This window comes from Streptomyces sp. NBC_01775 (assembly GCF_035917675.1).
Lineage (GTDB): Bacteria > Actinomycetota > Actinomycetes > Streptomycetales > Streptomycetaceae > Streptomyces.
Window position 1 is genome coordinate 1441460 of sequence record NZ_CP109104.1, and the last position, 12717, is coordinate 1454176.

At 72.3% G+C, this 12717-nt stretch carries 10 protein-coding genes; 8 read left to right on the forward strand and 2 right to left on the reverse strand.

Annotation, left to right across the window (positions count from 1 at the left end):
* Positions 1-15: 15 nt before the first annotated feature.
* Positions 16-690, reverse strand: coding sequence for a hypothetical protein (locus OHB04_RS06700; protein ID WP_326686762.1), 675 nt, complete (start codon positions 688-690; stop codon positions 16-18).
* 243 nt (positions 691-933) lie between these two features.
* Here OHB04_RS06700 and OHB04_RS06705 point away from each other — a divergent pair, with 243 nt between their 5' ends.
* The 6 genes from OHB04_RS06705 to OHB04_RS06730 all read left to right on the forward strand — a co-directional run bounded on the left by OHB04_RS06705 (position 934) and on the right by OHB04_RS06730 (position 8748).
* Positions 934-1488 carry a hypothetical protein gene (locus OHB04_RS06705; RefSeq protein ID WP_326807023.1) on the forward strand — a complete coding sequence of 185 codons (555 nt, stop codon included), beginning with the start codon at positions 934-936 and terminating at the stop codon, positions 1486-1488.
* A gap of 24 nt (positions 1489-1512) precedes the next feature.
* Positions 1513-2283, forward strand: coding sequence for an endonuclease V (locus OHB04_RS06710; RefSeq protein ID WP_326686764.1), 771 nt, complete (start codon positions 1513-1515; stop codon positions 2281-2283).
* A gap of 179 nt (positions 2284-2462) precedes the next feature.
* Positions 2463-4358, forward strand: coding sequence for a methylmalonyl-CoA mutase family protein (locus OHB04_RS06715; protein WP_326807024.1), 1896 nt, complete (start codon positions 2463-2465; stop codon positions 4356-4358).
* On the forward strand, positions 4355-6622 hold the full coding sequence (scpA, locus tag OHB04_RS06720; RefSeq protein ID WP_326807025.1) for a methylmalonyl-CoA mutase: 2268 nt from the start codon (positions 4355-4357) through the stop codon (positions 6620-6622). The genes OHB04_RS06715 and scpA overlap by 4 nt, the downstream gene beginning before the upstream one ends.
* 4 nt (positions 6623-6626) lie before the next feature.
* Positions 6627-7613, forward strand: a complete 987-nt coding sequence (gene meaB / locus OHB04_RS06725) for a methylmalonyl Co-A mutase-associated GTPase MeaB (RefSeq protein WP_326686767.1) — start codon at positions 6627-6629, stop codon at positions 7611-7613.
* A 193-nt stretch (positions 7614-7806) separates the two neighbouring features.
* The gene (locus OHB04_RS06730) at positions 7807-8748 is read left to right on the forward strand and encodes a DMT family transporter (protein WP_326692619.1); all 942 of its coding nucleotides are present in this window, start codon (positions 7807-7809) and stop codon (positions 8746-8748) included.
* Here the strand turns inward: OHB04_RS06730 and OHB04_RS06735 are convergent.
* Positions 8712-9137 (reverse strand): hypothetical protein, encoded by a 426-nt coding sequence (locus OHB04_RS06735; protein WP_326686768.1) that lies wholly within the window; start codon positions 9135-9137, stop codon positions 8712-8714. The genes OHB04_RS06730 and OHB04_RS06735 overlap by 37 nt on opposite strands.
* 469 nt (positions 9138-9606) lie before the next feature.
* Between OHB04_RS06735 and OHB04_RS06740 the strand changes: the two genes are divergently transcribed.
* Both OHB04_RS06740 and OHB04_RS06745 read left to right on the forward strand, forming a co-directional pair.
* Positions 9607-10968: a GntP family permease gene (locus OHB04_RS06740; protein WP_326807026.1), complete on the forward strand. Its 1362-nt coding sequence runs from the start codon at positions 9607-9609 to the stop codon at positions 10966-10968.
* Positions 10969-11185: 217 nt separating this feature from the next.
* The gene (locus OHB04_RS06745) at positions 11186-12715 is read left to right on the forward strand and encodes an FAD-binding oxidoreductase (protein ID WP_326686770.1); all 1530 of its coding nucleotides are present in this window, start codon (positions 11186-11188) and stop codon (positions 12713-12715) included.
* Positions 12716-12717 lie beyond the last annotated feature (2 nt).

Genomic DNA, 12717 nt, shown 5'->3' on the forward strand with positions numbered 1-12717 from the left:
GACCGCGGCGCCGGGTCAGAACCGCTTGGGGCCCGGGTCGCGCCGACGCGACCAGAACGCGGCGAAGAGCACAGCGCCCCGTCCTCCCACGGCTACGGGCGGGCAGACGAACGCCAGCGTGTGCCAGACGCCGTCCTTCCCGATCGTCTCCGTCGGCCTCGGACCGATACGGCCCCGCGGATCGTATGTGACTGCTATTCGCTCTCCTCTGCTCGCCCACTTCTCGTCGAGCCTCATCGTGTGGGGACGCCCCGCCGCGCAGTCCAGGGTGTGCTTGTAGTCGATCCTGGTGCTGGTGTGGGACATGCCGTTGCTGTCGGTGTAAGTGGTCGTGTGCACTTGCCTGTCGACGTCCAGCACCGTGCACCGCGTGGGCTCGCCCCTGGTACGCAAGATCTCCCCGTCCACGAAGGAGACCACCGCCAAGACCCCCGCGGCCAGCACGACGCTGGTCACGACCGCCACGAACGGCTGCCAGGGGTGGTCGGAGTCGCAGAGGGCCCCCGAGGCACACGCGCCGATGAACGCGACGACAACCAACGCGTTGCCGACGAAGACGCTGCTCTCCGGCCGGCCGTTGACCGCGTACAACGCGCCTCCGTACGCCATGCCGATGACGCACACGGGCGCGCCCACGACACCCATCGCGTGGACGACCGGCCCCGGCTCGCTCCGCCGGTACTTGCGCATGCCACCACCCCCCGCACAGGCATGTACCCAGTGGGGAGCGGCCATTCCTCGCACGGCCCCGCAGCGCCCCTGGAGCGCAACCGGCCCCAGGCCGGTTGCGCTCCCCTCTCTGGGACAACAGCGCCTCACCCGAACGGGGGAATTCGGGGGCACATTGTCACTCCCGCCCTGCCCCAAGGGCCGGCGGGGGCCCACGATGCGCTCAACGGCCCTGACAGCGCGCCGCAGACGAGGAGTTCCCACATGTTCCGTACCGCACGTACCCGCGCCCTCCCGCCGACCTGTACGGCCCGTACGACCCGCCCGACCGCCCGTACGACCCGCCCGGCCCCGGTGCCGCGCCGGGCATCCGCCGCCGTCGCCGCCTGCGCGGCGGCTGCGGTGCTGGGGGCGCTCCTGGCGGCGCCGGTGGCCCAGGCGGCGCCCGCGTCCCCGGACGCCGAGCGGCCTTCCGCGAGCGCTCCCGCCGCGCAGGGCCGCCACACGGGACCGCAGATCCACCGCTTCCTGACCTGGTTCTACGGCGACCACGGCCCCACCCGGCAGCAGCGCGACAAGCACGTGTCCGCCTTCCTCAAGGGGAAGCAGGAGCAGAACCCGGGGTACGACGTCATCCTGTGCGCCCAGAACACCCCGAGGGACATCGAGGTCGGCCCCGTCACGGTGGGGCAGTCCGTCGGCTTCGGGTGGGCGACGGTCACCGCGTACTGGGGAGACGGCACCACCAGCACCTCGACCGCCTATGTCGCCCTAGACTCCCGTCCGATCGAGCTGCACGACGTCGTGTGTGCGCAGTGACCTGCGAGGACAACGGAGTAGTACGTGGACATAGGTGACTGGCCCACCACCGAGGCCGAGGCGATCGCCGTGCAGGAGCGGCTGCGCGAGGCCGCCGACCTGACCGGCCCGGGCCCCGGGCCGGACGAGGCGCGCACCGTGGCCGGGGTGGACGTGGCCTACGCCGACAGCCGAAGCGGTGGCGCCACCGAGGGCGGCAGCGGCCGGAACGACGGCAGCGGCGGCGGCAACGACGGCGGCGGCCTTCTGGTGGCCGCCGCCGTCGTGCTGGACGTGCGGACCCTGGAGGTGGTCGAGGAGTCGGTCCACGTGGGCACCTCCGCCTTCCCCTACGTCCCCGGACTGCTGGCCTTCCGGGAACTCCCCTCCGTGCGGGCCGCGTTGGACGGTCTGACGCACCGCCCCGACGTGCTGGTGTGCGACGGCTACGGCCTCGCCCATCCGCGCCGCGCCGGACTGGCCGTCCACCTCGGGGTGCTGACCGGGATCCCTTGCTACGGCGTGGCGAAGACACCGTTCGTCTCCCGTTTCGAGGAGCCGGGCCGCGAGCGGGGCGCCTGGACGCCGCTGACGCTCGACGGCGAGCGGGTGGGCCGCGCACTGCGCACCAGGGAGGCGGTCAAGCCGGTGTTCGTATCTGTCGGCAGCGGCATCAGCGAGGAGAACGCCGCCGCCCTCACCCTCCGCCTCACCCCCGCCTACCGCCTCCCCGAAACCACCCGCCACGCGGACCACCTGGCAGGCCGGCGCCTGGCCCAGGAGCTCAGCCGCACGCCCACGGCAAACGGAACGTAGCCCCCGCCCCCGCCCGATCCCGCGCCGGCTCCCCCGCCACCTACCCCGCAACACGCCCGCGCACCGGCGTGCGCCGGACCTGCGCGCGCCACCTCCGAGCACCATGCGAGCACCGGGAGAGTCCAAGGTCACACCGACAGTCACTGCGGAGCCCGGTCCACCTCCCCTAATCTGCGGCCATGACGGTCCCGCCTGAAGAAGGGCTCTCCCTGGCGGAGGACTTCCCGGAGGCCACGTACGAGCAGTGGCAGCAGTTGGTCTCGGGAGTCCTGCGCAAGACGGGAGCGACGGTAACGGACGACGCCGTTCCCGAATCCGCCCTCACCACCACGCTCCCCGACGGCATCACGGTGCGCCCCCTCTACACGCGCGACGAGGGAGGCGGTGACCCCCACGGGCGGCCGGGCTTCCCCCCGTTCACCCGGGGCGCCGACCCCGAGGGGAACGTGGCGCGGGGCTGGGACATACGGCAGCGCCACACCCGCGCCGACGCCGAGGGCACCCGCGAGGCCGTACTCGGCGACCTGGAGAACGGCGTCACCTCCCTGTGGCTCACCCTCGGTCCCGGCGGACTGCCCGTGGGCGACCTGGAGCGGGCGCTGGAGGGCGTCTATCTGGACCTGGCGCCCGTCGTGCTCGACGCGGGCGACCAGTTCGGCGCCGCGGCGGTCGAACTGCTGCGGCTGCGCGAGGCGCTGGGAGCCGCCGCTCCCCCGGCGCCCGGCGGCTCGCTGGGCGCCGATCCGCTGGGCCACGCGGCCCGCACCGCAGCGCACGACCAGGCCGCGGGGCTGCGCCGCGAGGCGGCGGAGCTGGCGGCCCGCTGCGCCACCGGTCACCCGGGGCTGCGCGCCTACGTGGTGGACGCGCTGCCCTACCACGAGGCGGGCGCCTCTCCCGCGCGGGAGCTGGGCTGTGCGCTGGCGACCGGCGTCTCCTATCTGCGGGACATGACCGCGGCGGGGCTGCCGGTGAAAGCGGCCTGCGCGCAGCTGGAGTTCCGGTACGCGGCCACCGCCGACCAGTTCACCACCGTCGCGGCGCTGCGCGCGGCCCGCAGGCTGTGGGCGCGGGTGGCACAGGCGTGCGGCGCGGCCGGGGAGGCCGGGGCGCAGCGCCAGCACGCGGTCACCTCACCGGTGATGATGACGCGGCGCGACCCGTGGGTGAACATGCTGCGTACCACGGTGGCCACGCTCGGGGCCGGGGCCGGGGGCGCTGACGCGGTGACGGTGCTGCCGTTCGACGACGCGCTCGGGCTGCCCGACGCCTTCGCCCGGCGCATCGCGCGCAACACCTCCTCGATCCTGGTGGAGGAGTCCCAGCTGGCCGGGGTGATCGACCCGGCGGGCGGCTCCTGGTACGTCGAGGCGCTCACCGACGAGCTGGCCCGCGCCGCCTGGAGCTGGTTCCAGGAGATCGAGGGCGCGGGCGGGATGGCCGCGGCGCTGCGCGACGGGCTGGTGGCCGAGCGGCTGCGCGAGGGCTGGGCGGAGCGCTCGGCGGCGCTGGCCCGCAGGAAGGAGCCGGTCACCGGCGTCAGCGAGTTCCCGGACCTGGACGAGCGGCGCCTCCCCCGTCAGGCCGCGCCCGAGCGGCCCGGCGGCGGGCTGCCCCGGGTGCGCCGCGACGACGCGTTCGAGGCGCTGCGGGCCAGGTCCGACGCGCGGCTGGCCGCCACCGGCGCGCGGCCCGCGCTCTTCCTGGCGGCGCTGGGCCCGGCCGCGGCGCACACCGCGCGGGTCTCCTTCGTCTCCAACCTCCTCCAGGCGGGCGGCATCCGGCCGGTGCACGACCCCGTGACGGTGGACCCCGACAGCGTGGGCGAGGCGTTCGCCCGCAGCGGCGCGACGGTGGCCTGTGTGTGCTCCAGCGACGCGCTCTACGCCGAGCGGGGCGCGGCGACGGCCGCGGCGCTCAAGGCGGCGGGTGCCGAGCGGGTGCTGCTGGCCGGGCGGCCCGCCGCCGGGCCGCGCGAGGAGTATCTGGCGGCCGGTGTGGACGAGTTCGTCTTCGCGGGCGGCGACGCTGTCGCCACCCTCACCTCCCTTCTCGACCGTATGGGGGTCTCATGAGTCAGGAGCGGACACCGGGCGCCGGACACGGCGGCTCCGTCCCGGACTTCACCGCCGTCAGCCTCGACCCCGACCGGCCGGAACAGGCGTCCGGCCGGCCGGAACAGGCCGGCTCCGGTGCCGGGGAGCAGTGGCGGGACGCGGTCAAGGAGCGCACGGGCCGCAGCGTGGAGGACCTGTCCTGGCACACGCCCGAGGGCATCACGGTCAAGCCGCTGTACACGGCCGAGGACCTTGAGGGCCTGGACTTCCTGGACACGTATCCGGGCATCGCGCCGTATCTGCGCGGCCCGTACCCGACGATGTACGTCAACCAGCCGTGGACGATCCGGCAGTACGCGGGCTTCTCGACCGCCGAGGAGTCCAACGCCTTCTACCGGCGCAATCTGGCCGCCGGGCAGAAGGGTCTCTCGGTCGCCTTCGACCTGCCCACCCACCGGGGCTACGACAGCGACCACCCCCGGGTGACGGGCGACGTCGGCATGGCGGGCGTGGCGATCGACTCGATCTATGACATGCGGCAGCTGTTCGACGGCATCCCGCTGGACAAGATGACGGTGTCGATGACGATGAACGGCGCCGTGCTGCCGGTGCTGGCCCTCTACATCGTGGCCGCCGAGGAGCAGGGGGTGCCGCCCGAGAAGCTGGCGGGGACCATCCAGAACGACATCCTCAAGGAGTTCATGGTCCGCAACACCTACATCTATCCGCCGCAGCCCTCGATGCGGATCATCTCCGACATCTTCGCGTACACCTCGCAGAAGATGCCGCGCTACAACTCCATCTCGATCTCCGGCTACCACATCCAGGAGGCCGGTGCCACGGCCGACCTGGAGCTGGCCTACACGCTGGCCGACGGCGTGGAGTACCTGCGCGCCGGCCAGGCCGCCGGGATGGACGTGGACTCCTTCGCGCCCCGGCTGTCCTTCTTCTGGGCGATCGGCATGAACTTCTTCATGGAGGTCGCCAAGCTGCGCGCGGCCCGGCTGCTGTGGGCCAAGCTGGTGAAGCAGTTCGGGCCGGAGAACCCCAAGTCGCTGTCGCTGCGCACCCATTCGCAGACCTCCGGCTGGTCGCTGACGGCGCAGGACGTGTTCAACAACGTCACCCGCACGTGTGTGGAGGCCATGGCGGCCACCCAGGGCCACACCCAGTCGCTGCACACCAACGCACTGGATGAGGCCCTCGCCCTGCCGACCGACTTCTCGGCCCGTATCGCGCGCAACACCCAGCTGCTGCTCCAGCAGGAGTCGGGCACCTGCCGGGTGATCGACCCGTGGGGCGGCAGCGCCTACGTCGAGCGGCTCACCCACGATCTGGCGCACCGGGCCTGGCAGCACATCGAGGAGGTCGAGGCGGCGGGCGGCATGGCCAAGGCCATCGACGCGGGCATCCCCAAGCTGCGGGTGGAGGAGGCCGCGGCCCGCACCCAGGCGCGGATCGACTCCGGGCGGCAGCCGGTCATCGGCGTCAACAAGTACCGCGCGGCGAGCGACGAGGAGATCGACGTCCTCAAGGTCGACAACTCCTCGGTGCGCGCCCAGCAGATCGAGAAGCTGCGCAGGCTGCGCGCCGAGCGCGACGAGGACGCCTGCCGCGCCGCGCTGGAGGCGCTCACCCGCGCGGCCGAGGCGGGCTCCGGCGGCGGGCCGGCGAACAACCTGCTGGCGCTGGCGGTGGACGCGGCGCGCGCGATGGCTACCGTCGGGGAGATCTCGGACGCGCTGGAGAAGGTGTACGGACGGCACGCGGGACAGATCCGTACGATCTCCGGTGTGTATCGCGAGGAGGCAGGATCGTCGTCCGGGGTGGCGCGCACCCGTGAGCTGGTGGACGCCTTCGAGGAGGCGGAGGGCCGCAGGCCCCGGCTGCTGGTGGCCAAGATGGGCCAGGACGGGCACGACAGGGGCCAGAAGGTGATCGCGACGGCCTTCGCCGACCTGGGCTTCGACGTGGACGTCGGCCCGCTGTTCCAGACCCCGGCCGAGGTGGCGCGGCAGGCGGTGGAGGCGGACGCGCACATCGTGGGCGTCTCCTCGCTGGCCGCCGGGCACCTGACGCTGGTGCCCGCGCTGCGCGAGGAGCTGGCAGCCGCCGGACGGGAGGACATCATGATCGTCGTCGGCGGCGTGATCCCTCCGGCGGACGTGGCGGCCCTCCACGAGGCGGGCGCGACCGCGGTCTTCCCGCCCGGCACCGTCATCCCCGACGCCGCACACGACCTGGTACGCAAGCTGGCCGTCTCGCTCGGCCACGAGTGGTGAGCCGGTGCCTCCGACGATCGACCTCGACAGCTACGCCAAGGGCGTCCTGGACGGCTCCCGTGCGCAGATCGCCCGCGCCATCACGCTGGTGGAATCCCGCAGGGCCGACCACCGGGAGCTGGCCCAGCAGCTGCTGACGACGCTGCTGCCGCACGCGGGCGGCGCCCGCAGAGTGGGGATCAGCGGGGTGCCCGGGGTCGGCAAGTCGACGTTCATCGACGCGCTGGGCACGCTGCTGACCGAGCGGGGGCACCGGGTGGCGGTGCTCGCCGTCGACCCCTCCTCCAGCCGTACGGGCGGGTCGATCCTGGGGGACAAGACGCGGATGGAGCGCCTGTCGGTCAACCCGGACGCTTTCGTGCGCCCCTCCCCCACGTCCGGGACGCTGGGCGGGGTCGCCAAGGCCACCCGCGAGACGATGATCGTGATGGAGGCCGCCGGGTACGACGTCGTGCTGGTCGAGACGGTGGGGGTGGGCCAGTCGGAGTCGGCCGTGGCGCAGATGGTCGACTCCTTCCTGCTGCTCACCCTGGCCCGCACGGGCGATCAGTTGCAGGGCATCAAGAAGGGCGTGCTGGAGCTGGCCGATGTGCTGGCGGTCAACAAGGCCGACGGCCCGCACGAGCGCGACGCGCGCTCGGCGGCGCGTGAACTGGCAGGCGCGCTGCGGCTCATGAAGTCGGCGGAGACCGCCTGGACCCCGCCCGTGCTCACGTGCAGCGGGCGCGAGGGCAGCGGGCTGGACGAGGTGTGGGAGCGCCTGGAGCGGCACCGGAGTCTGCTGGAGTCCACCGGGGAGCTGGCGGCCAAGCGGCGTGACCAGCAGGTCGAGTGGGTGTGGGCGATGGTCCGCGAGGATCTGCTGGGCCGGCTCCAGCGGGACCCGGAGGTGCGGCGGCTGGCCCCGCAGCTCGAAGAGCGGGTCCGCGAGGGCTCGTTGACGGCGACGCGCGCCGCCCAGCGGATCGTGGAGGCGTTCGGACTGAAGTGAGGCCCCGCGGCCCACGGCCCCGGACTCCGAACGCGGCAGCGCACTATTCGCTTGTACCCGACACGTCGGCTCTTGCAAGCTTGCCGCTCACGTGCGGGCGAGGGCCGCATTCGGTCAGCTTCAGGAGGATGCCATCGTGGATCAGCGGTCGGAAACAGCAGCGGGGGACGGCGATGCCGGGTCCGCGAGCGGAGTGGACCGCCGCGCCCTCGTCGCGGCCTGTGTCACCGTGCTGCTGTGGGCATCGTCGTTCATCGCCATCCGCAGCTCCGCGGCGCATTTCGATCCGGGAGCGCTTGCCCTGGGCCGGCTGGCGGTGGCGTCCGTCGTGCTGAGCGCCATCCTGCTGGCCCGGCGGGGCGGGTTCCCGCCCCGCGAGGCATGGCCCGGCATAGCCGCCTCGGGAATTCTGTGGTTCGGCGCGTACATGGTCGCCCTGAACTGGGGCGAGCAGCACGTGGACGCCGGCACCGCTTCCATGGTCGTCAACGTCGGACCGATCCTGATGGCGCTCCTGGGCGGCTGGCTGCTGAAGGAGGGCTTCCCGCCCAAGCTGATGGCGGGCATGGCGGTGTCCTTCGCCGGGGCCGTGGTGGTCGGGCTGTCCACGTCCGGCGACGGGGGGTCATCTGTCCTCGGCGTGCTGCTGTGCCTGTTCGCGGCGGTGGCGTACGCGGTGGGTGTGGTGCTTCAGAAGCCGACGTTGAAGCACGCCACGCCGATGCAGGTGACGACGTTCGGAGCGCTCGCGGGAGCGGTGGTCTGCCTCCCGTTCGCCGGACAGTTGACGTCGCAGGTGAGCCGGGCTCCCGCGGCGGCGACATTGCAGATGGTGTATCTGGGCGTCTTCCCGACGGCCCTGGCGTTCACCACGTGGGCCTACGCGGTGTCTCGTACGACCGCCGGGAAGATGGGTGCCACGACGTACGCGGTGCCGGTGCTCGTCGTCTTCATGTCGTGGCTGTTCCTCGGCGAGGTGCCCGGCTGGCTGACGCTGCTCGGCGGTCTCCTGTGCCTGTCCGGGGTCGCCGTGACGCGTATACGGGGAAAGGCGCGTGCCCAGAGCCCCGAGGAAGCACGAGGGAGTACAGCCGACGCTCAGCCCGAGGCGCCGACCGAGTCCTCCGCGCGGTAGCGACCGGCGCGGCGGTTCGGGGACCGCCGCGCCGCACGGGGCGCACTCATGGAGTCATGGACAGCCGAGATCCACTTTCGCGGCACGCTCCGGACCGGCGTCCGTGACCGGGGGTCGCAGGGCCTCCTCCCCGGGCCGCTGCCCGCGACGCGGTGCGCGCCGGCTTCCCGCGCGGCCCGAAGCGCTTTCGGCGCGGGGAGCAGCCGTTCGCCGAGCAGCACCACGCACGCTCCGACGGTCAGCAGCCCGCCCGTGAGGAAGGTGCCGCGCACGTCGGCGGGCGACAGGACCAGGCCCCCGAGCGCGGCGCCCGAGGCGATACCGGCGTTGTAGGCGCCGGAGTTGGCGGCGAGTGCGATATCGGTGCGGCCCGGCGCGCACCGCAGCATCTCGTTCTGGGTGGCGTCGGGGCACGGCCCGCGTGACGTGGGCCGGCGGCAGGGATGCCACGGCGACCGTCACGCCATGACCGGTGGCCAGGCAGCCGACCGCCGGCAGTGAGACCCGAAGGCCATCGGAGATGAGTTCCAGGCCGATCGGCAGGTTCCCCGCGGTGTTGAAAGTGAAGGCGGCCGGCATCAGGGCCGCGAGCACCGCCGGTGCGTTCGGACAGTTACGGCCACCCCTGACCGCGGCGCGCCGTTCATGGGGGTTCATGTGATCTTCATTGCGGACAGGTCACTCTTCCGGGGGACGGCGTTAAGCGAAGGCGCAGACCCACCCTTTCGTGGGCATGCCACAGCATGAGACACGAATTCCGATTCCGCTCACTACGTGCCGAATTGACGGCATCCGGCCGCGGACGACCGGGTTCCGGGAGGTTCCGAGGCACGCCTACGGCCGGACAGGAGAAGAACGATGGTTAACGCCGCCCCCTTGGTGCACACGGCCATCGCCATCGCGGCGGTGGTCGTTCTCATCCTCAAGGCGAAGGTCAACCCCGCTCTCGCGCTCGTACTCGGCGCCGTCTACCTCGGCATCATCTGCGGCCTCGGCGCCGAACGCACCCTGCGGATCGTCAACCAGGGCTTCGGTGACCTGTTGGCGAAGGTGGGACTGCTCATCGTTCTCGGCGTGCTGCTGGGCACGCTGTTGTCCGCGCTCGGGGCCATCGACAAGCTGATGAAGCTGCTGTTGCGCATACTCGGCCCGAAGCTGCTGCCGTACTCCTTCGCCGTCCTGCTGGGCACCGTCCTCCAGTTCATCTTCACCGACGTGCTGCTGGTGATGACCGCGCCGCTGGCCCGGTCGCTCGGCACCCATATCGGGCCGGGCGGACTGGCGCGGATGGCGGCGGCCATGGCGCTGGGCCTGGAGGTCGGGGTCACGCTCTCCGTGCCGGGCGTCGGGACACTGGCGCTGGCCGGGCTGCTGCACATCCCGCTGGGCGTCATGCTGATCCACGGCATCTCGCTGACGATCCTGACCGTGTTGCTGACCCTGCTGCTGTTCAGCGCGCTGGTCAAGCGCGGCTTCTGGAGACCCGAGCGGGACGAGAGTGCGACAGCGCCCGAGGAGAGCGCCCCCGCGGAGGACGCGTATGGGGACGTGGCGAAGGCGCGGGCCGCGCTCCCCCCACCGCCGTTGGCGCTCTCCCTGTCTCCGCTGCTGCTCGCTCTGGTGATGATCGCGGCCGGTGCCATCAGCGCGGTCGCCGAGTGGCACTTCCCCCTCGTCGGCTTCCTCAGCAACCCGGTCGCCGGGCTGCTCACGGGTCTCATTCTCGCCTGTCTGATCGCGCGCCGCTGTCTGCCCAAGGGCGCGGTCAGCCAGGCGTTCGGGCAGAGTTACCGGGCCAGTGGCCAGATCCTGGTCCTGCGGGGCGTGGGCGGGTCGCTGGCCGCGGTGGTGGGGGCGGTCGGCCTCGGGAGCATCGTCAAGGACTCCGTCGCCACCAGTACCTGGGCGCCGCTCACGCTCGTCTGGCTGATCGCCGCCGTCCTGCACCTGGCGATCGGCTCGGTCATCACCTCGGCCATCACCGCGGCGGGCATCCTCGCCTCGGTGGCACCGAGCCTCGATGTGCAGCCGGTGCTGGTGGCCCTCGCGGCGGGCGCGGGCTCCCTGTTCGGCATCCACGCGACCAGCAACACCTTCTGGATGCTTCAGACCATGCTGGGCCAGACGACACAGGGCGCGCTGAAGACGGTCACGATGACCGTCTCGGTCGCTTCCGTGATCGCGCTGGGACTGCTCCAGGCGGCGAGCATGGTGCTGTGAACGGCCACCGGGAGGGCCGGGAACCTCGAACCCGGCGGCGAACGGCGCCGGAACGCCCGCCACCGGGCCCGAGACATCACGTGTTCCCGTGATTCGGGGGAGCGACCGCTGCGGCTACGTTGCACAGCGGACAGCGCGCGGGACGCCGGGGCCGCCCCGGCGAGGCCGCCGCTGTCCGCTGCGACGTGCTCAGCAACGGTTCCTCGAAGGAGGCCACATGATGGACCGCAGGAGATTCATGGCACTCGGCGGCCTCACCGCCGCCGGTACCCTCGGCGCCGCGCCGCTGGTATCGGCGGCGACCGCCAGGGCCCATGACTCCGGCCACGGAACGCCCGACTGGAACGCGCTACGCCGCAGCGTTGACGGCAAGGTGCTGCTGCCCGGGGACGAGGGGTACGACTTCGCGCACAGCACGTACATCAAGCGGTACGACGCGGTGCGGCCCGCCGCCGTCGTCCAGGCGGCCCGCGCCGAGGACATCGCCGAAACGGTGAAGTTCGCCCGGCGCTTCGGTGTCCGTACCGTGGCACGGTCCGGCGGGCACAGCTTCGGCGGCTACTCCACGAGCCCCGGCATCGTGGTCGACCTGTCCCCGATGAACCGGACGACGGTCTCCGACGGGCTCGCGCGGGTGCAGTCGGGCACGAAACTCGTCGACATGCAGCGCGAGTTACTGTCGCGCGGCATCACCATCAGCGGCGGCATGTGTCCCACCGTGGGCATCTCCGGGCTGACCCTGGGCGGCGGCTTCGGCATGGCGGGCAGGCGGCACGGCCTCACCTCCGACCGGCTCACCTCGATCCGGGTGGTGCTCGCGAACGGGCGGATCGTCACCTGCGATCCGCACCACGAGCCGGACCTGTTCTGGGCGCTGCGGGGCGGCGGCTGCGGCAGCTACGGCTTCGTGAGCGACTTCGAGTTCGAGCCCTTCCCCGCCGACGACCCGACGGTCTTCGAGCTGCACTGGCCCTGGCCCCTGGCCGCGAAGGTGCTGCCGGCCTGGCAGCGCTGGGCGCCCAAGGCGCCCGACGACCTCAGCGCCGGGATGTTCGTCCGCTCCCCGGACCCCGCCGTGGAGCCGATGCTGTACGCCTTCGGGCAGTGGGGCGGCGCGCCCGCCGACCTGGACGCTCATCTCGACCGGCTCACGGCCATGGTCGGGCAGGCGCCGTCCAAGGTGGTGCGCAAGACGATGCCGTACATGGACGCGGTCATGCACTGGGCGGGCTGTTCGGAGCTGACGGTCTCGCAGTGCCACGGGGAGGGCCAGACGCCGGACGCGAAGCTCCAGCGGTTCGAGTACGCGCTGACCAAGTCCAGCTTCTTCACCGACGTCATGACCCCCGAGGCCGTCCAGACGCTCGTGAAGAACTTCACCGCACCGGGGGCCGGGGCGCAGCTGCGCGGGCTGGAGTTCCACGCCTTCGGCGGCGCGTACAACAGGCCCAGGCCCGGGAAGACCGCGTTCGTCCACCGGCGGCAGCGGTTCTTGCTCCAGTACCTGGCGCAGGTGCCGATGGACTCGCCCGAGGCGCACAAGACCGCCGTCACGGACTGGGCCAGGACGCTGCACTCCTCGATGCTGCCGTGGGCCTCCGGCGAGTCGTACCAGAACTACACCGACCCGGAGCTGAAGGACTGGCGGCAGGCCTACTACGGGAGCAACTACCGGCGCCTGGTGGAGGTCAAGCACCGCTACGACCCGGAGCGCTTCTTCGACTTCCCGCAGGCCATCGGCCGCTGACA